Consider the following 20,762-nt stretch of genomic DNA (forward strand, 5'->3'; position numbering starts at 1 on the left):
TTAATTAATTATTGATGTACGAAAGGGGTACTAATAAATGGCAAAAAAATTATCAAAGGACGCATATGGTGGCGTTCCTGGTAACAAATATGAGCCTTATGTTAGAGATGGAAAGAAAAATAAATCAGGAAATGCTGTAATACTTATTACAGGGATAATATTAGCAATTGTTTTTGCAGCTTCTACTGCATACTCAGGTATGAAAGCTGGATTAACTGTTTCTGCAGGAATACCAGGGTCAATTATTGGATCAGGTGTAGTTGCAGCATTTGCGAAATCTAAGGGAATTCTTGGTAAAAATATAACTGCAGGTATGTCTAGTGGTGGAGAATCTATTGCTAGTGGGATGATTTATGTATTACCAGCTATTGTTTTAGTCGGTGGACATATCAATTTTATTCAAGGAATATTAGCAGGCTTTTTTGGGGTATTATTTGCTTTAGGAGTCTCATCATTAGTTGAGAATTATTTATTAATAGAAGAACATGGAAAATTAGTATATCCAGAGGCAATGGCAATTTCTGAAGCTTTAGTTGCATCTGATGAAGGTGGAGATTCTTTAAAATATATGGGGATTGGATTTGGTATTGGTGGTGGAATCACCTTATTAACAACCTCTGTTTTTGGTATTTTTAACAGCATGATTAGCTATGTTGGTAGTAGTTTTTATAAATGGAAACTCGACATTGAAGTTAATCCTATGCTTGCAGGTATAGGTTTTATAATTGGACTACCTGTTGCTATATCAATTTTTTCAGGAGCAATTTTGTCTAATTTCGCCATAGCCCCATTAATTGGTTACTTTACAGATTTGGCTGGAAATAGCGCTCATGCTTGGAATAATTCAGGACTTGCAGTAAATAGTATGAATGTGAATGATATTGCCAGTTCTTATGTTAAATATATTGGTGCAGGAATGATGCTTTGTGGAGGTATTATTGGTGCCTTACAATTAGTCCCTAATATTATTACATCATTAAAAAGTGCATTAGGTGCAAGTTCAGCATCAAGTGATGAAAAGAATAATTTGGGTACTATTTCAATTGGAGTAGGTGCTCTTGGAACTTTAATACTTGGATTTATTTTAAGTGGGAATGTTTTAATTTCAATTATTGGTGCTCTTTTAGTTCTTGTTTTAGGGATGTTGTTTGTGATTGTTTCAGGTCGTTTGGCTGGAACTATTGGAAGTTCTAATAATCCTATTTCAGGTATGACTATAGCTTCATTAGTCATTATGACTTTGGTGTTTGTTATTTTTGGATGGAAAACCAATTATCACAGTCAAGTTTTATTGATGTTTGGAACATTTTTAGTTACCGCTATTTCTGTTGGTGGTAGTTACATGCAATCTCAAAAGGTTACTTATATATTAGGCGGTTCAAGAAAAGAATTGATGAAGTATTTCTTGATTGCAGGATTCGTGGGAGTTTTAGTTACAGTTGGAACTATTAGTATCTTGTCACCTCAGTTCAGTTCAACAAGTGCAACACCTACATTTGGTCTTCCTCAAGCTAATTTAATTGCCACGTTAACGTCAGGCATTATGTCAGGAAGTTTACCTTGGATAATGATTATAGTTGGTGTGGTAATGGCTATTGTATTTTATTTTCTAGACTTATCTGTTATGACTGTTGCACTAGGATTTTACCTACCTATTTCAACTACATCAATTATTTTAATAGGTGCTTTAATTAAAAAACTAGTTGAAATGACTACTAAAAATGATGATGTAAAAGAGAATCGTATACAAAATGGTATAAGTCTCTCATCAGGCCTAGTAGCCGGAGGTTCTATTATAGGATTGATTGGTATTATTTTACATGTTATGGGTGTTTTAAAAGATCGTGCTATTAAAGGGTTTGCTAACACTAATGCTATGGCAATAATATTATTAATTATCATGATTATTTTAATTTTAATTCCTTTGTATAGGATAAAAAAAGGAGCATCCAATAGCAGTGAAACAACGGATGAAAGAAATTAACCTAAAAAATATAAAATATAGAAAAAATAAAGATATCAATTATGAAATAAACGATGATATTGTTTCGATAATTAGGCAGCAAAATCATCCTATTCAAATATTTTTAAGAAAATTACATTTTAAAATTCCTGAGAAATCTTATTTAGACCTAGATGAATTTGGAAGCTTTGTTTTTTTAATGATTGATGGGAATAAAAGTGTTTATGAAATAGGAAAAGAATTATCAAAAAAGTATGAACAAACAAATGATTTACTCTTTGAAAGATTATTAGTTTATTTAGATCATTTAGAAAAAAATGAGAAAATAATTTCGCGAGTATAAGGAGATACTATTATGATAGATAGATTAGAATTATCAGCTTGTACGTCGGTACTTGTTGGCAAAAAAGCTACATTAGACGGATCAACAATTATATCCAGAAATGAAGATAGATTAGATACTATTTATCCAAAGAAATTCTTTGTACAGCCTGCTGCTTCAGGTAGAAAAGAAATATATAAATCAACTTATAATGGTCTAGAAGTTCCTTTACCAGAAAATGGATATAGATATACATCGACGTCTAATATTGACTTAAAAGATGGCATCAACGAAGAAGATGGAATAAATGAAAAAAATGTATCTCTGTCAGCCACAGAAAGTGTTTATGCAAATGAACGCGTTTTAGCTTATGATCCCTTGGTAGAAAATGGGCTTGCTGAAGATTCAATGTGTACTTTGGTTTTACCTTATATAAATTCTGCACGTGAGGGTGTAAAGAAAATGGGAGAACTAGTAGCTAAGTATGGATCTGCTGAAGGTAATGGTGTTCAGTATATGGATGGTAATGAAGTGTGGTATCAAGAAATAGTCACTGGGCATCATTGGGTTGCTGTTAAGATACCAGATGATTGTTATGCAGTGGCTGCAAACCAAGTTGCAATTCAAAATATAGACTTTAACGACCCTGAAAATTTTATGTGGTCAGATGGAATTCAAGAGTTTGTTGAAAATAATAATTTAAATCCAAGTGAGACAGAGTGGAATTTTAGAAAAATATTTGGAACAGATACACAAAAAGATCGTCATTATAATACTCCAAGAGTTTGGTATGCTCAAAAATATTTGAATCCTGAAGTAAAACAAAATCCAGAATCAAGTGAGTTGCCATTTATAAGAAAAGCAAATAGAAAAATAAGTATTGAAGATGTTCAATATATACTAAAATCACACTTTAATGAAACAGAATTTGATCCGCTAGGAAATGGAACAGAAGAACAAAAAACAACATATCGATCAATTTCATTATCAAGAACAGCAAATTCACATATAATTCAAATTAGAAATAGTGTTCCCGAATCAGTTCGCGGAGTTCAGTGGTTAGGATTTGGAGTCCCTACATTTTGTCCACACGTTCCATTTTTTGCGAATGTAACAGATACAGATGACTCTTACAAAAATGTTCCTAATAAAATGAAATTAACCAGTGCATATTGGTTAAATGAGGCATTATCAATGATTGTCGAGTCACACTACAAAGAATTCAAACAAGATGATATCGATTATCAAAAGGCATTATCACAGTGGGCAAGAACAAAAATTGATGCTGTTGATAATGAAATATCAAACAAAAAAGATCCAGTAAAATATTTGACTGAAAAAAATCATGAAATTGCAAGCCATTATAATAAAATAACAACTAACTTCTTGGCCGATTTGGTAACAAGGGGAACAGAATTTTCTAAATTAACATTTAAAATGGACAAAAACTTGTAATTAATAAATATTAATTTTAAGAAAAAATCGAATTTTTAAATTTAATTATTAGAATTATTTATTGTTTTTAATTTTAAAAGCTAATGTACGAAGCTGATTGCAGAGTCGTACACTAGCTTTTTTTATTTTGAAAATTAGATTTTTTTTAATTTTTTGCAAAGAAATTCTAATTTAAAAGTGGTGAAAAAGCTATTATATCGGGGTTGTACAAATTATTGGGAGTGTTATAATAATCCGAGTTGAGAAATTTTGAACTATTTTCAATTAATTTTAAAAAAAGGAGTATTAGAATGAAAAATTTGGATATTGATACATTGAAGGGTATGTCAAATTTTGAGGTAGCTGCATTATTTTTAGAAAATTCTGAAAATAATGAGCTTGGCTTGAAGCCTATTAATGTTGGTAGAGGTAATCCTAATTGGATAAATACAACTGCTCGATTAGCTTATAATCGTATTGTTGAATTTGCAATCCAAGAGTCATTAAAGACAATAAATGAAGATGAAGGTTCAATGGCTGGATATATTGAGCAAACTGGAATTGCTGACAGATTAAGAGAATTTTTATCTTCTTCAAAAGAAGATAAGTTTATTGGCGATGTTCTAGACTACACTGAAAAAACAATGAATCTAAATCAAGATGAGTTAGTTTTTGAATTTTCAAATGGTGCAATTGGTAACCATTACCCAGTTCCTTCAAGAAGTCTTATTAATGTTGAAAAGATTTTGAATAGATATTTGGAACAATCATTATATAACGGGGTTAAGCTTGCTGATCAAACTGATGTTTTCCCAACTGAAGGTGGAACAGCAGCAATGGTATACTTATTCAATGAATTAAAAATTAGTAGAATATTGCAACCAGGTGACACAATCGCTATTAATACACCTATATTCACTCCTTACTTACAAATCCCAGAATTAAGTGAATTTAATTTGAAAGAATTTAATGTAAGTTCTGATGAATCAGATGATTGGCAAATGATTGATGCTAAGTTTGATGAATTGAAGGATCCTTCAGTTAAGGCGTTCTTTGTTGTTAATCCAACAAACCCTGCATCACGAGCATTTAGTAAACATGCATTAGATAAGATTAAAGAAGTTGTTGAAGCAAATCCTGAAATTATTATTATTACTGATGACGTTTATGGAACATTTGTAAATGGATTCCAAACTATTTACTCAGTTGCTCCTAAAAATACATTGCTAGTATACTCATTTTCAAAATTATATGGTGCAACTGGCCAACGTATTGGATTAATTGCAACTCATAAGGATAATGTGTTTGATAAGATTATTGCTAAAAGAACTGCAGAGGATGAATCTGTTAAAAAAGAATTTACAGATCGTTATTCACTGGTTGTTCCAAATCCATTAGATATGAAGTTTATTGATAGAACTGTTGCTGACAGTAGAGAAATTGGTTTATATCACACAGCTGGATTGTCAACTCCACAACAAGTTATGATGGCATTATTTAGTTTGACAAGTCTAATTCATGAAAACGATGAGTCGGATCCTTATATCGAAGCTTCTAAAAAAGTTGTTGATAACCGCTATCAAACATTTTATAAATCTATGGGAATTGAAGGAAATAGTTCAATTGATAATGCTAAATATTACACATTAGTTAATATTTATGACGTTGTTGAGCGTAAATATGATAAAGATTTCCGTGATTACTTTGAATCAAATGTTCATTACCTAGAATTCGAAGGAAAACTAGCAAGTAAATATGGTGTAACAGTTATGGATGGATCTGGTATGGGAACTGAAGACGGTTATATTCGCATATCTCTTGCTAACCAACCAGCAGAAAATTATGCAGAAACTGGAAAACGTATTGCTCAATTGTTAGAGGAATATCATGATCAATATAAAAATAAATAGTTAAAAAGGGGATATTATTAATATGGATGCGTTAGGTCATTTTTTGGTTAACACACCGGTGTTCGCTATCTTTATCTGCTTATCATTAGGATATCTATTAGGTAAGTTGAAAATAGGTTCATTTACATTGGGAGCAACTGTTGGTGTCTTAGTTGTTTCACTTATTATTGGACAATTGGGTTCTTTTACTCGTGATACATTACTTGGAGATATATTCTTTGACTTCTTTATGTTTGCTATAGGATATAGGGTAGGACCAAACTTTGTTTCAAGTATGAAAAAATTTGGTGCTAAAATTGTCTATGCAACATTAATTTTTCTAGTGGCTTCATTTCTTGTTTCGTGGGCATGCTTTAAGGCATTTAATGTTGGCCCAGGAATTGCTGCTGGTATTATTGCTGGTGCATTAACACAATCTGCTGTTATCGGTAGCTCATTAGAAACAATTGCTAAGTTGCCAATTTCAGATCATTTAAAAACACTTTATAGCAATCAGGTTCCAATTGTATATGCCTTGACATATGTATTTGGAACTATCGGAGTTTTAATATTCATTAGAGACATTATGCCTAAGATGATGCACATTGAATTAAAGAAACAGGCTGTAAAAACTGCTAAAGAATTGAAAATGATTCCAGTTCCAGTTATTCCAGCTAAAATTAGATTTTTTAATGTTTCTGAAGGTTCCGCATTAATTGGTAAGAATCTTAAAGAAATCAAAACTGATTTTTCAAATAATGTTGTTATAGCAGGTTTAAATGGTAATAATTCAAATGAAAGTCAAGTTAATGCTGGTGATACGCTAACCTTAATAGGTGGAGTTGAGTCAATTAGCTCGGTTATAAACAATAGTGGCTTATTTGAAATTGAACCAAATAGTAATTCTTTCCAAAGTAAACAAGTAGTTCTAGGTAAAAATTTCACTGTAAAATCACTTAAAAAAGCGGCTGAAAATGGTGTGATGATTGCTAAGGAAAATGGTGAACGTTTAGATCCAAAAGATTTCGAAAATCTAAAAATAAGTGACACAATTACATTATTAGGACTTAAAAATAGTGTTAAATCACTTACAAAACAATTGGGTAAACTACATTCAAGTGCAATTGCTATTAATTACGCTTGGTTCGCATTAGGAATGGCACTAAGTGCTGCTCTTGGAATAGTAGAAGCTAAAATTAATGGTGTTCCATTAGCATTAGGTGGTGGTACTGCTAGTTTAATAGTTGGTTTAATTATGAGTATCTATCAAGATAAGCATGCTTATATGGATAGTATTCCTGATGACTTGTTGGAATTTTTCCAAAGTATTGGTCTAAATCTATTCATTGTTACAGTTGGACTATCGGCTGCTAAAACATTTACAAGCGCAATGCACTCAATGGGTATTTCGGTATTGTTAATTGGTGTAATTGTTTCAATATTACCTCAATTTATTACATTTGTTATTGGCTACTATTTCATGAAAATGGAACCAATATCATTAATTGGTGCTCAAACAGGTGCTGATACATTATCAGCTGCTTTGAATGATATCTCTGAGCGTGTTGGAACAGACGCTGCCCCATTCTTTGCTGCAGCAGTTGCACCAGCGTATGCAATTGGAAATATATTCTTAACATTGATGGGTCCAATATTCCTTGTATTATTGTCTAAATAGTTTCAAAAGCAACCAGTTGGTTGCTTTTTTTGTAAAAAATAGTTTGACATAATAGTATTAGATAACTATACTATGAACTAAATAAAAATAAGTCGGGTTAATGATAAGAATAATAAAGAAATAATTGTAAAGAGAGAGTGCGGATGGTGAAAGCATTTCAATTTTAAGTGACAATTCTTAGAAACCTAAAAGTAAGAATTTACTTTTCGAGTGGTATCGTTAAATACCTTGAGCAAAAAATTAAGGTGGTACCGTGCAAAAGCACCCTTGTATTGATAAATACAGGGGTGCTTTTTTATTTTTATTAATTTTATTATCTATGGAGGAATATTATGAACAGTAGGACAACTTATTGTGGATTAGTCACCGAAGAGTACATTGGTAAAGAAGTGGTTTTACATGGTTGGGTACAAAACAAACGAAACTTAGGTAACCTAATTTTTGTAGATATGAGAGATCGTGAAGGAATAGTACAGTTAACCTTTAATGATTCCACAGATAAAGAAACTTTTGAAAAATCAAACAGTTTAAAAAATGAATATGTAATAGAAGCTAGAGGTATAGTTCGCAAACGTTCAAAAGAAGCTATTAATCCTGATATGAAAACTGGAATGGTTGAAGTTTTTGTTGAGGAATTAACAATTATCAATAAATCTGAACCAATACCTTTTGAAATAAAAGATAATACAACTGCTAATGAAGAGTTAAGATTACAATATCGTTATCTCGATTTAAGAAGGCCAGAATTACAAAAAGCTATCAGAACTCGTGCTGCAATTACTAGATCAGTACATAATTATTTTGATAATCATGGATTTTTAGATATTGAAACACCTAACCTAACTAAATCAACACCAGAAGGCGCACGTGATTACTTGGTTCCATCTAGAGTATATCCAGGACAGTTTTATGCTCTTCCACAATCGCCTCAATTGTTTAAGCAATTGTTAATGGCATCGGGATTCGATAAATATTATCAAATTGCGAGATGTTTTAGAGATGAAGATTTACGTGGAGATCGTCAACCGGAATTTACTCAAATTGATGTTGAAACAACTTTCTTATCTGATAAAGAAATCCAAACAGAAATTGAAGGATTGTTGACACAAGTAATGAAAGATGTAAAAGATATAGATATCCCAAGTCCATTTCCAAGAATTAAGTGGCAAGATGCAATGGATATGTATGGATCTGATAAACCAGATATTCGTTTTGATATGAAGATACAAGATCTTACAGAATTGATGAAAAATAATGAATTTCCATTAATAAAAGCAGATACAGATCTTGTTCGTGCAATTGTTGTTAAGAATGCAGCATCAAAATATTCAAGAAAAGATATTGAATTCCAACAACAATATGTTGAAAGATATGGAGTTAAATCACTACTATGGCTTAAAATGGTTGATGGTAAACTTTCCGGATCAATTGCTAAAGCAGTTAAACCATTTGAAGAAAAACTGATTGAAACATTAGATATTAAAGAAGATGACCTTGTTTTAATGGTAGTTGATAAGTTTTCTGTTGTTTGTGATAGCTTAGGATACTTAAGAAAATATTTTGCAAAAGATACAGGAATTATTGATGAAAACAAGTTTAACTTTATTTGGGTAGTTGATTGGCCATTATTTGAATATGATGAAGGATTTGGACGTTGGATAGCTGCTCATCATCCATTTACAAGACCAAGGGATGAAGATATTCCTATGTTAGATACTGATCCACATTCTGCTCATGCTTTATCATACGATATAGTATTAAATGGCTATGAACTTGGTGGCGGCTCATTACGTATTTTTGATCCAGAAGTTCAAGAAAAAATGTTTGAAGTACTTGGATTTACTAAGAAAAGAGCTTATGAACAGTTTGGATTCTTGTTAGAATCTATGAAATATGGATTCCCACCATCAGGTGGTATTGCCTTAGGATTAGATAGATTCGCTATGTTATTAGCAGGAAGAGATAATATTCGTGATGTTATTTCGTTCCCTAAGAACTCCCATGCAACTGAGCCTATGACTAATGCCCCTGATGAAGTATCACCTGAACAATTGAATGAATTGGGAATTGGTGTTTTATATAAAGAAGAAAAATAAATTAAAAAACTACTTAGTAATTTTACTAAGTAGTTTTTTGTGTTTAAATTATAATATATTTTTCTGAAAGGATTTTTTATGAACTATTGGATATTAATGATTACTTTTTTAAGTGTTAATTTGGATTTTTTCTTCATGTTAATCTTTTTATTAAAACAATATAAATTTAATGATGTCTTATTGGGATATTTGTTAGGTAATTTATTTATGGTCACTATTGGTTACTTAATAGGGAAAACTTTATCTGTTTTTTTACCAGAATGGATATTAGGAGTCCTCGGATTTTTACCAATTTATTTAGCACTTAGAAAAGAAAATGATGATGAGAATATAATTGATAAAAAGAGTCCATTCATATCTGTTTTTATAACGTATCTTTCTGTTTGTTTAGGATGTAATTTAGCCGTTTTTTCGCCAATATTGTTAAAAGAAAATATAACTAATTTTTTTCTAACGTTAATAATCATAATCTTTTTAAGTATTCTGGTAGTGGTAGTTATTAAGAAAATTTCTTTAAATAAAATAGTATCCATAATTATGGAAAAATATGGAGAAACTTTAATGAAAGTTTGTTACATATTTATTGGGCTATATGTGTTTTTTGATAGTGGGTTGATAATGCATTTGATGGTTATTTTTAATTAAAATATTTATATGTTTAAATATATTGAAAAAAACATTAAGGTCGTACCAGCAAGAACAAAAAAATGCCAAATCAAGTGCATTCCAGAAATTTTGGGAATGCTATAAATTAATGCACCAAGCGTAAAAGTGATACCACCACTAACCAATAACCAAAATCCGGTATGCGATAGGTTAAAGTATAAATCCTTGCTTGCTAGCATGCACAGCCAGCCCATGATTACATATATAGTAGTTTCATTTTTTTGCATTTTACCCTTACTGATTATGTGAAGAACTATTCCAGAAATTGCTAAAATCCAGATTGAAATAAGCATAAGCAAACCATTTAGCCCCCCAATTACAATTATACAGTACGGGGTATATGTTCCTGCTATCAATAAAAAAATATTACTATGATCAAATATTTGAAAAACTCTTTTTGCCTTTGTAAAAGCTAAACAATGAAATAGTGTAGAAGATAGGTATAATAAAAGTAGTGTTGTACCATATATTGCTAGGCTTAGTATTTGTGAAGTGTTCAATTGATTTTGAACAGCTTTCATTAATAATAAAACGAATAAAAATAAATTTAAAATAAAACCAATTCCATGAGTAATGGCATTGAATATTTCGTATATTATGTTTTTCTTAGTAATTTTCATTGTTATTCTCCTTTTGATCTAGAACAAATAATAACATAATCTAGAATTTAAATCTATATTAAAAATGTTCATTTATTTGAATCATTTTAATTAAAAAATGGTGAATTATGAAAACGTATTTTAAAAAAAAGCGGCTTAAATACTGATATAATAGTAATTGTAGGCCTAACAAAATCTTGATTTTTTTTAGTAATATAATATAATGTGCACTGTTAGAAAGTTTATCCCCATCTATTTTTAACGAAGTTAAGTAAGGAGAAAAGATATGAAAAGTAAGAATTTAATTTTAGCATCAGTATTAGTATTATCAACTTTAGGGCCAGCTTCAATTGTAAGCGCTAAGTCAGCATCTGGGGATGGTGATGGAATTGAAGTTGGAAAAGATTCAGCAACAGCTACAACTACAGCTGAATTTAATGTCGAAGCTGGTAAACTAAGCTTTGACTCTGCACCAGACTTTAACTTTGGAAGTCTTTCAATTGTAGATATGTTAAAAGGACAGGGACAATTAGATCAAAAAGACAATTTAATTTCTGATCCTCATAATGATTCTCACACGAGCACTGAAAATACTGATAATAAATTGACAAATAATGATGGAAATAATGGAAATTTACAAATCAGTGATTATCGTGGATCAGGAAGCAGCTGGGTTTTAAATGCCTCTATTTCTGAATTTACAAATAAAGATGGTAAAGGATCAGTTAATGGGGTTATTTCATTGCCAAATTTAACTGGTGTTGAAATTAATGGTTCACCAAGTAAAATTTGGGATTCCACTACTGCTGGAGCAGATGGTCAAGGCACATCTAAATTAAGTTTTGATAAGGGCGCATCGCTTGCACTAAGTGGCGCTAAAGATATTCAATCTGGTAAATATAATGCCACAATTACTTGGACACTTGGAAACACAACTACAGCCACATCAAAAGGATAATAAGCAAAGAGGTTGGATTTATCCAACCTTTTTTTCTATTTGCTATATTAGTATAGAATTAGGAGTTTTCTATGAAAAATTATTGTAAATTTTTATTTGTGACTTTCTTATTAATAATTCCATGTCGAATTATTTTAGGTTCAGCAAAGCCTGTTCAAGCATCTGAGGCTGGCTTCACTGTCAGTGCTGAATTACCTGATAACCAGTATGACAATACTGTTTCTTACTATGATTTATTAATGAAACCGGGACAGAGTCAAACTTTAGTTTTAACAGTTGAAAATTTAACTAAAGACGAAAAAACTTTAAAAATCTCGCCCAATACCGCTTATACAGCTAATGGTATTAGTGAAGCTTATGATAAGTATAATGTTTCTAAAGTGTCGAACGCGCTGTACAAGTTTAATGAGATTTTTTCTTCACCACAAAAAGTTAAATTAGCTGCTAATGAAACAAAAAAAGTTAAGTTTACTGTAAATATGCCGACAACTCCTTATGACGGTATTTTAGAGGGAGCATTTTACGTTGTTGATGGTGATAATGAGAATAATCAAATTGCTAAGCAAGGTGATTTTGGTATTAGAAATCAGTTTTCAATGGCCTTAGGTATTATTCTTAGAGAACATAAAGATTCTCATATTTATCCATCATTAAAATTGAGAGAAATAAGACCAAGTAAGAATAATTATTCGAGAAACACAGCAATACTGACAAAATTAGAAAACACTAGACCCGCAACAATTGGAAAATTAGATGTTAATGCGAAAGTTATACGAAAAGGAAACTCCAAGGCTTTAATTAATAAAACGTCAAAACAAAGAAGTGTAGCTCCTAATTCTGTTTTTCAATACGCAATACCCATGGATGGTAAATGGATTAATCCTGGGAAATATCATTTGCACTTAGTAGCAACAAATGGAATCAGCGAGTGGGTTTTTGATAGGGACTTTGAAATAAGCTTTGTACAAGCAATGCAGTTAAATCAAAGCAATAAGAGCTTTTCATGGGTATGGATTTTGCTAATAATAATAACTATTATTATTTTACTGTTAATATTTAGCTATTATTTAGGTTATAAAAGAAATAAAAAGAACGTTAATATAAGCTAATTATAAGTTGTATGTTACTGTGTATATGTATATATAGGGGGAAAATTATGAAAGGAAAGCCAAGAAAAGCTTTAATAAAGCTATTATTTGCAGTTGGCCTTTTTATGTTGCCATCAATGGTTAGTGCTAGTGCTGAGAATGCTCGAATAGACGGTAAATATCCGCTGGGGGTTTCATCAGATTATATGCTTACTGCTGGTAATCGTATTAGACATATAGGTGGAGCAACAATGTCTGGTAGATTTATGGCTAATTCAATGGCATTTGATAAAACTGCCGCTTTTTCTCAATGGGGAATAGGAAATAATAGTTTAAATACCTATCCATCAGGTGGATCTGTAGAGTCTTCAAGAGATTTTTATTCTCAGTTGTGGAATCCGGCAGTCATTATAAATGATTTAGATAAAGAAAATACTATAAAAGATCCTGCCTTTTCTGATCCCACTGGGCAAATGATAGTTAATTTAGCATCTATGTGGCCTTATGAACAAAATACTGATCCTTTTAAAATATTTCCCAGTTCTGAAAAAAGAGTTAAATTTATTACTGATACACCCAAAAGTGAAATTGAAAAAAAATTATCAACTAATTTATTAAAACAATTATTAGATACAACTTGGACTAACAATTTAGATACTGTTACTGAAGATGGCACGAAAATAAATGGTTTGAATGATTTAACTCAATTCAAAGATAATAATATTACCAAGTATCAAAGTAAAAATACTGTACCTGGACGAAGTGTAGAGCAGGATATACAGGATGTCAGTGATTATTATCGAAATTTAACAGATAATAATGGATTTTGGTCGAGTGATAATAGAATCATTACAGATGGTCAATCAAATCCTCAATATATTGCTGAGCCTGATAAGTCCGTTGCAGTAGTTACAAATATAATTAATGCTAACGATGTTGGTAAATCAATAGAAAATAAAAATAGTAAACCTGTAGTCGCTGTGAATGTTGATATGAAAAAAATTTTTGATGCGGCAAAAAAAGCAGGTAATAACGGAAAACCAGCGGGAATTCGAATTTTATTTAATTTTTCCAAAAGTTATTATAATGATGAAAATCACTTAGATTCATCTACAATTCCTTATATTATATTAAACTATACTAATTTTACACATGATAATGTTCCTTATCAGTTCACTTGGGGTACAAACGATTCATTTGGAACTGGTAAAGTTAAAGATGGTAAAGTTATTGACGAAAAATTTATGAATGAAGCTCTGGGTGTTGCAAAAGGTGATTGGAATAATTCAAAGGTTCTTTGGATGGGATCTCAAATTTTAAATAATTTTAACGATATGTATGATCTAGATAATTATCCCGAAGATTTAAGTAGTGACAAAAGAGATATGGCAGGAATAGGCAAAAAGTCTGCTGTCTATTTAAACGAAATGTCAAATGTAATGTATGGGACTATGCTTATTCCTCATGGCTCTTTTTATGCGGGAAATTCAAGTAGTGGTTTATATATCGGAGGTGTTATTGCAGCTAATAATATAACCATTGAAGGATATGGTGCTCCAATTTCTCCCAATCACAATGATGGAGCTTTTGGTGTTTTTGGTAGAAAACATGGAAATGGGCAGTCTGATTTCCCTGACTTAAATAATCCTAATAATCCCCCTGAAACTAAATCGTATATTTCAGATATCACTTTAAGTAATGGCGATAAAAAGCAAACTATTGCAGAAAATAATGGAACGGCAAGCTTTGATTACGTTAATGGTGACTTAAAGGAACTGCCTAATTCGGGTGTTAAGGCAAGTATAAGTGTAAAAAAACCATTAGAAAAATATGGAATTTATTATAAATTAAAATCTGAAAACACTTGGAATCGTCTAGGAAATGGTGCTGTTGAGGGCTTGAGTGACGTATCAATTAATGACTTGGAGTCACTTATTAGTGAAGAAAGATCATTTAATCGAGGAAATGTTCAAAACAAGATTCAAACTAATGAAAAAAATATGATGGGATATTCTATAACTCGAAATAATAATATTGAATTTGCTATTTCAAAAAATTATGATGCAAAACAAGTCTATGATTCTGATTTTAATTATGAATCAAAGTTTTCAATTAATTTAAATATTAATGGAACGATAGAAGTTGTTGTTCCTCAAACGTTTAATATGGGCACTGAAATTATTGGAAGCAAAAAGAATACTGTAAATAAGATTGGTGTTAATGAGGTTAAAACTCCTTATAAAAAAGTTTCACCTCAGTCAATTAATGATGTTCCGATTATAAATATTTATAATCCAATGAAATTTAACTTTCAATTAAGCTTAAAAAGATTGGAGTTAGCTCAAGGTAATCCCTTCACTGAGTCTGATGGATTTATGTATCAAATAGGAAAAGGTGATCCTAACGATAAAGATTATAAACCGGTTAACGACGGAAGTTCTAACTTAATAGATATTTTGAAAAGAAACGATGGTTCAAGTGGTCCTATTGATCCTGTAGATCCAGTCAAGCCAAGTTCAAAATCTTTGAAAACTATTACTGATTTGTTACAGAGTAAGATAGTCTATTTTATGATTCCTTATAGTACAAACTATAAAGTTCAAAAATATAATGCGGATTTAGTTTGGGATTTAAAATTAAATGATCAATAAAATTTGACGATTTATTTAGTATTAATTATACTCAAGATATAAAATTATATATGAACAGGGGAGCTTGTAGTGGCAGGCTGAGAGGAAGTTATTAACTTCGACCCTTTAACCTGATTTGGGTAATACTAACGTAGGTAAGTCTTAAGATATTGTTTAAAAACAAGTCTATCCAAATATGGGTAGGCTTGTTTTTTGTCTAATTCTGGTTCGTTCATAGGAAAAAGGAGGATTTTTTTTAAAATCGCATCATTTAATTAAAGAAGGGAACAAGAATAATGAAAGAATATCTAGAAAATTTAAGAAAAAACAACCCACTAATTCATAATATTACCAATTATGTGACTGTTAATGACTGTGCAAATATATTGTTAGCAGCAGGAGCTTCTCCTGTAATGGCAGATGATGCAAATGAAGTTGAAGAGATAGTTAAAATTAGTGACGGTTTAAATATTAATATTGGTACTCTTAATAAGAATACAGAAAAAGCCATGCTAAAAGCTGGTAAAGAAGCAAATAGACTCAACAAGCCGGTTGAGTTAGATCCAGTTGGTGTAGGTGCATCAAGTATGCGAAAAGATTTTATAAATAAGCTTTTAAATGAAGTAAAGTTCACCGTAATTAAAGGGAATTTATCTGAAATTAAAGTAATGGCGAAGGGAATAGGAAGTTCTCATGGCGTAGATGCAAGTAAAGAAGATGTGGTTACAAAAGATAATATTGAATCAATTATTGACTATGCTCAAGAATTTAGTAAGAAAACTGGGGCAATTATAGTTATAACAGGTGCTACTGATATAGTTGCTAATAGTGATTATGCAGTTGCTATTAAAAATGGTGTTTCAACAATGGCAAAGATTACAGGTACAGGATGCATGTTAAGTGCTTTAATAACTGGATATATATCAGTTAATCAGGATAATATTTTTGATTCAGTTGTAACAGCTGTCAGTATGATGGGGTTAGCTGGAGAGTTTGCTGAAGAAAAAAGAATTGAAACTAATTCAGGAAATTCAACTTTTAGAAATTACTTAATCGATGCAATAAGTAAGATGGATGAAGAAGACCTGGAAAAAGGTGCAAATTATGAAGTTCACAGCAAATAGTTTAAATTTGTATGCGGTAACAGATAGAACATGGTTGAATGGAAGAACGTTAGGCCAATGTGTTGAACAGGCGATCATTGGAGGAGCAACTATAATTCAATTACGCGAAAAAAAGCTAAAAATTGAGGAATTTGTAAATTTAGCAAAACAAATTAAAGAAATATGTCAAAAATATAACGTTCCATTTTTGATAGATGATAATTTAGACGTAGCTAAATTGGTTGATGCTGATGGAATACATATTGGACAAAATGATATAAGCTTGTTAGATGCAAAAAAAGGTTGGGGAAATAACGATAAAATTTTTGGTGTATCTGTTCAAACAGCTGAACAGGCTAAAAAAGCGCAAATACAAGGAGCAGATTATCTAGGAGTGGGTGCAATTTTTCCAACTGATACTAAAAATGATGCCAGTGAAGTTTCTATTGAAGAGTTAAAAGAAATAGTTCAGACTGTTAATATTCCTGTATGTGCAATTGGGGGTATCCATAAAAATAATATTAGTCGGTTATACTCTACTGGAATTGATGGAATTGCTCTTGTTTCAGAAATTTTTAATAGTGAGAATATAATTGAAAATACTAAAAGTATTGCTGAACTTGTTAAACCGTTTGGAAGTGAGGATAGGTAAAATAATGGAGAAAATTTTGACAATAGCTGGTTCAGATTCTTCTGGCGGTGCTGGTATTCAAGCAGATTTAAAAACTATGGCAGCACATAAAAAATATGGGATGAGTGTAATAACAGCTATTACTGCGCAAAACACACAACAAGTCTTTTCTGTTATGGAAGTTACAGCTGGCATTGTTGGACAACAGTTGGATGCAGTTTTCACAGATATTAGACCTGATGCAGTAAAAATTGGAATGGTTTCAAACGGGGAGATAGTAAATATAATTGCTGAAAAACTAAGACAATATAAAGTGAAAAATATTGTTGTAGATCCTGTCATGGTTGCTACTAGTGGCAGTGAATTAATAAATAGATCAGCTATTGAAACGTTGAAAACGAAATTATTTCCACTTGCAACAGTAATAACTCCTAATATTTTTGAAGCAGAAGTTTTAGGTAAAAGTAAGATTAAATCTGATAATGATATGGAAAAAATTGCAAAAAAAATTGGAGATATGTACCAATGTTCTGTATTAATAAAAGGTGGACATTTTGGTGATGATGCAAATGATTACTTGTATAGTAGAAATAATCAAAGCGGATGGATTAATGGTAAGAGGATAGATAATCCGAATACACATGGTACAGGATGTACATTATCATCTGCCATAGCTTGCAGATTATCTGAAGATTACTCGTTATATAGATCAGTAGAACTAGCTAAAAATTATCTTTCTGGGGCATTGGAAGCAAATCTGAATCTAGGAAAAGGTTCAGGTCCAATAAATCATTTATATAATATTTAATAATAAAAAGATCATGCATATTATTATGTATGATTTTTTTAATGACCGCTCGTTGCTTTAATACCTATTATTCCAATTAATAAAAAGACAATAAATATCCATGTTAAAAAAGAGATGTTCTCTTTGAATAAAATCATTCCAGCAAGAATAGATCCAAAAGCTCCAACTCCCGTCCATATTGGGTAAGCTAAACTTAGCGGAAGAGTTTTAGATGCTTTAATAAGAAAATAAAAACTTACTATCATTCCTATTACTGTAAAAATAGAAAAGTTTAATTTAGTAAATCCTTCGCTAAGTTTCATGCATGTAGCCCAACAAACCTCACAAATTCCGGCTATTAATAGATAAATCCATTCCATATTTTTCCTCCTAAATATTAAAAAAACACTTATAACTTCTACTATGACCTACAGAAGTTATAAGTGCCCGGTGGCAAAACTATTATTAATATTAGTATAGCAAATATTTAACTATTTTCTAGATTTAAAAGTTCTTTTTTAAATTCTATACCGGCTCTAAAGCCACCTAAAGAGCCATCTTTTCTTAGGACTCTATGACAAGGAATTACAAAAAGAATAGGATTTTTGGCAACAGCTGAAGCAACCGCTCTTATACTTGTTGGTTTTTTTAAATTTATCGCCAATTGAGAGTAGGTAGTTGTTTGACCATAACCAATTTTTTTCAGTTCTTTATAAACTGACTTTTGAAATTTAGTTGCCCAAGTTAAGTCTATATTTAGATTTAAATCATGCAATTTTCCTTGTAGATACTTAAGTAATGATTTTTCGTAAAATGAATTTTCCTTTTTTAGTAATTGATCGACTTTAATAAAGTTATTTATCTCATTAATATCTTTATTTGGACTTCCAATAAAACAAATACCTTCGTCAGTATAGGCATAAAAAATATTTTTGTTATTAATTGATATAAAATCATAGAAAATAGTTTTCATATATTTCTCCTACTCATAATATTAATTTTTTTTAAAATCTAGCTTTTTCACTTAATTTAAATAGAATTTATATATATTATATCTCATGAGGTATGCATATGACACAATATAGATTAACAGATAAAAGATGGAAAGCAATTTTAAGTAAAGATAAAAACTTTGACACACAGTTTTTATTTGGTAGAAAGGAATCAAAAATTTTTTGTGTTCCATCTTGTAAATATAATATAAAAGAAAAAAAAGAGATAGAATTATTTTCAAATGTCGATGAAGCACGAAGCAAAGGGTATTTACCTTGTAAAAAGTGCAATCCTATGGGCGAAAAAACTACAAATGAAGAATGGATTACTGAAATAAAAAATATTATTAAATTAAATTATAAAAAAGAATTAAATCTCGAATTAATTGCACAGTTGGCTCATGGAGCTCCTTATTATTTACACCATCAATTTAAAAAAATAACTGGAATTACACCTTTAGAAGAATTGACCAAAATTAGAATTAGTAAAAGCAAAAATTTATTAAAAACATCTGCATTAAGTATACCTGAAGTCGCAATCGAAGTTGGAATCAATAATCCAGCATATTTTAGTACTTTATTTAAGAAGCAAGTAGGTCAAACTCCATTAAAATTTAGAAAAGAGCATCCTAACAATCAATTGAGTGAGTTGCTTAAAAACATATCAATTAACTTAAAAAATACATAATTTTTTGTTGATGGTGTATACCAATTATGTTTCATAACTAACATTAGCAAGTGAAATATTGATTCTTAGGCAATATTTCACTCAATGAATAAAAGACCACTTTTACATGCAAAAAGTGGTTTTTTTAAATTCATTGTTCTATAATTGATAACGTTCACAAATGTTAATTTGCGGGCTAAGATATCGGTTTCATTTTAATGCAATTTTTCATATTTTTTTATTTTGAAGCCAAATAATATAAGGGAGGTTTTGTAATGGTTGGAATTATAATTGCAAGTCATGGTCAATTTGCTGAAGGAATAAAACAATCTGGATCGATGATTTTTGGCGAGCAAGAAGATGTACAAACTGTTACATTCATGCCAAATGAAGGTCCTGATGACTTAAAGGCACATTTGGAAGAAGCGGTTAAGAATCTTAGTTCCGATGATCAGGTTCTTTTCTTGGTTGATTTATGGGGTGGTTCACCATTTAACCAATCAAATGGATTGTTTGAAGAACATAAAGATAATTGGGCTATCGTTACAGGTCTTAACTTACCAATGCTTATCGAAGCATACTCTGCAAGAATGTCAATGAATACTGCACACGAAATTGCTAGTGCAATAATTGATTCTGCAAAAGATGGTGTAAAGGTAAAACCTGAATCACTATATAAAGCACCGGCTACAACTCAAGCAGAGGTAAAAACAGCTCCTGCTGGTGGAAAGCCTGGTAAGTTGACATATCCACTTGCACGAATTGATACTCGTTTGCTTCACGGACAAGTTGCAACAACTTGGACAAAGACATCTGGAGCAACAAGGATCATTGTTGTATCTGATAACGTAGCTAAAGATGAGCTACGTAAGAACTTGATAAAACAAGCAGCTCCCGTAGGTGTTAAAGCTCACGTTGTTCCAATAGATAAAATGATTGAATTAGCAAAAGATGACAAACATTTTGGTGGAGAAAAAGCTTTACTATTATTTGAAACACCACAAGATGTTTTAAGAGCCGTTGAGGGTGGCGTACCATTGAAAGAAATTAACGTTGGTTCAATGGCACATTCAACTGGTAAAGTTCAACCAAATAAGGTATTAGCTTTTGATCAAGACGATATTGATACTTTTGCAAAACTTAAAGAACTTGGTTTGAAATTTGATGTACGTAAAGTCCCTAGTGATTCTGGAGACAATATGGATTCAATTTTAAGAAAAGCTCAATCTGAATTAGATAAATTAAAATAAACCGGAGGA

At 31.0% G+C, this 20,762-nt stretch carries 18 protein-coding genes and 1 riboswitch; of the genes, 15 read left to right on the forward strand and 3 right to left on the reverse strand.

Annotated features, from left to right (window positions below):
- The first annotated feature begins 37 nt into the window (after window positions 1-37).
- From ACUV9F_RS01055 to ACUV9F_RS01085, 7 genes are all read left to right on the forward strand, one after another.
- Window positions 38-1,984: an OPT/YSL family transporter gene (locus tag ACUV9F_RS01055; RefSeq protein ID WP_446183843.1), complete on the forward strand. Its 1,947-nt coding sequence runs from the start codon at window positions 38-40 to the stop codon at window positions 1,982-1,984.
- Window positions 1,971-2,306: a PqqD family protein gene (locus ACUV9F_RS01060; RefSeq protein WP_446183844.1), complete on the forward strand. Its 336-nt coding sequence runs from the start codon at window positions 1,971-1,973 to the stop codon at window positions 2,304-2,306. Before ACUV9F_RS01055 ends, ACUV9F_RS01060 begins: the two co-directional genes overlap by 14 nt.
- 12 nt (window positions 2,307-2,318) lie before the next feature.
- Entirely contained in the window at window positions 2,319-3,740 is a 1,422-nt protein-coding gene (locus ACUV9F_RS01065; protein WP_446183845.1) for a C69 family dipeptidase, read from the forward strand.
- Between the two features lie 290 nt (window positions 3,741-4,030).
- Window positions 4,031-5,629 (forward strand): bifunctional aspartate transaminase/aspartate 4-decarboxylase, encoded by a 1,599-nt coding sequence (locus ACUV9F_RS01070; RefSeq protein ID WP_446183846.1) that lies wholly within the window; start codon window positions 4,031-4,033, stop codon window positions 5,627-5,629.
- A gap of 22 nt (window positions 5,630-5,651) precedes the next feature.
- Window positions 5,652-7,286 carry an aspartate-alanine antiporter-like transporter gene (locus ACUV9F_RS01075; RefSeq protein WP_446183847.1) on the forward strand — a complete coding sequence of 545 codons (1,635 nt, stop codon included), beginning with the start codon at window positions 5,652-5,654 and terminating at the stop codon, window positions 7,284-7,286.
- 332 nt (window positions 7,287-7,618) lie between these two features.
- Window positions 7,619-9,382: an aspartate--tRNA ligase gene (gene aspS / locus ACUV9F_RS01080; RefSeq protein WP_446183848.1), complete on the forward strand. Its 1,764-nt coding sequence runs from the start codon at window positions 7,619-7,621 to the stop codon at window positions 9,380-9,382.
- Window positions 9,383-9,460: 78 nt separating this feature from the next.
- Window positions 9,461-10,027 carry a cadmium resistance transporter gene (locus tag ACUV9F_RS01085; RefSeq protein WP_446183849.1) on the forward strand — a complete coding sequence of 189 codons (567 nt, stop codon included), beginning with the start codon at window positions 9,461-9,463 and terminating at the stop codon, window positions 10,025-10,027.
- 5 nt (window positions 10,028-10,032) lie between these two features.
- Here the strand turns inward: ACUV9F_RS01085 and trhA are convergent, their stop codons facing one another.
- Window positions 10,033-10,668, reverse strand: coding sequence for a PAQR family membrane homeostasis protein TrhA (trhA, locus tag ACUV9F_RS01090; protein ID WP_446183850.1), 636 nt, complete (start codon window positions 10,666-10,668; stop codon window positions 10,033-10,035).
- 265 nt (window positions 10,669-10,933) lie between these two features.
- Here trhA and ACUV9F_RS01095 point away from each other — a divergent pair, with 265 nt between their 5' ends.
- The 6 genes from ACUV9F_RS01095 to thiD all read left to right on the forward strand — a co-directional run bounded on the left by ACUV9F_RS01095 (window position 10,934) and on the right by thiD (window position 17,865).
- Window positions 10,934-11,605, forward strand: a complete 672-nt coding sequence (locus tag ACUV9F_RS01095; RefSeq protein WP_446183851.1) for a WxL domain-containing protein — start codon at window positions 10,934-10,936, stop codon at window positions 11,603-11,605.
- Between the two features lie 71 nt (window positions 11,606-11,676).
- A complete protein-coding gene (locus tag ACUV9F_RS01100; RefSeq protein ID WP_446183852.1) occupies window positions 11,677-12,714 on the forward strand; it encodes a WxLIP family cell surface protein in 1,038 nt (345 codons plus the stop codon).
- Window positions 12,715-12,761: 47 nt separating this feature from the next.
- The gene (locus tag ACUV9F_RS01105; RefSeq protein WP_446183853.1) at window positions 12,762-15,344 is read left to right on the forward strand and encodes a hypothetical protein; all 2,583 of its coding nucleotides are present in this window, start codon (window positions 12,762-12,764) and stop codon (window positions 15,342-15,344) included.
- Between the two features lie 46 nt (window positions 15,345-15,390).
- Window positions 15,391-15,498: riboswitch (TPP riboswitch) on the forward strand.
- A gap of 121 nt (window positions 15,499-15,619) precedes the next feature.
- Window positions 15,620-16,447: a hydroxyethylthiazole kinase gene (gene thiM / locus ACUV9F_RS01110; protein WP_446183854.1), complete on the forward strand. Its 828-nt coding sequence runs from the start codon at window positions 15,620-15,622 to the stop codon at window positions 16,445-16,447.
- The gene (gene thiE, locus ACUV9F_RS01115) at window positions 16,428-17,078 is read left to right on the forward strand and encodes a thiamine phosphate synthase (protein WP_446183855.1); all 651 of its coding nucleotides are present in this window, start codon (window positions 16,428-16,430) and stop codon (window positions 17,076-17,078) included. Before thiM ends, thiE begins: the two co-directional genes overlap by 20 nt.
- A 16-nt stretch (window positions 17,079-17,094) precedes the next feature.
- Window positions 17,095-17,865, forward strand: coding sequence for a bifunctional hydroxymethylpyrimidine kinase/phosphomethylpyrimidine kinase (thiD, locus tag ACUV9F_RS01120; RefSeq protein ID WP_446183856.1), 771 nt, complete (start codon window positions 17,095-17,097; stop codon window positions 17,863-17,865).
- Between the two features lie 38 nt (window positions 17,866-17,903).
- Here thiD and ACUV9F_RS01125 read toward each other — a convergent pair whose 3' ends face one another.
- A complete protein-coding gene (locus ACUV9F_RS01125) occupies window positions 17,904-18,224 on the reverse strand; it encodes a DMT family transporter (protein ID WP_446183857.1) in 321 nt (106 codons plus the stop codon).
- A gap of 107 nt (window positions 18,225-18,331) precedes the next feature.
- Window positions 18,332-18,817 carry a methylated-DNA--[protein]-cysteine S-methyltransferase gene (locus ACUV9F_RS01130; RefSeq protein WP_446183858.1) on the reverse strand — a complete coding sequence of 162 codons (486 nt, stop codon included), beginning with the start codon at window positions 18,815-18,817 and terminating at the stop codon, window positions 18,332-18,334.
- A 98-nt stretch (window positions 18,818-18,915) separates the two neighbouring features.
- Here ACUV9F_RS01130 and ACUV9F_RS01135 point away from each other — a divergent pair, with 98 nt between their 5' ends.
- On the forward strand, window positions 18,916-19,524 hold the full coding sequence (locus ACUV9F_RS01135) for an Ada metal-binding domain-containing protein (RefSeq protein ID WP_446183859.1): 609 nt from the start codon (window positions 18,916-18,918) through the stop codon (window positions 19,522-19,524).
- Between the two features lie 254 nt (window positions 19,525-19,778).
- Entirely contained in the window at window positions 19,779-20,753 is a 975-nt protein-coding gene (locus ACUV9F_RS01140; protein WP_446183860.1) for a mannose/fructose/sorbose PTS transporter subunit IIA, read from the forward strand.
- The last annotated feature ends 9 nt before the right edge of the window (window positions 20,754-20,762 follow it).

The organism is Daquilactobacillus linshuiensis, assembly GCF_052828685.1.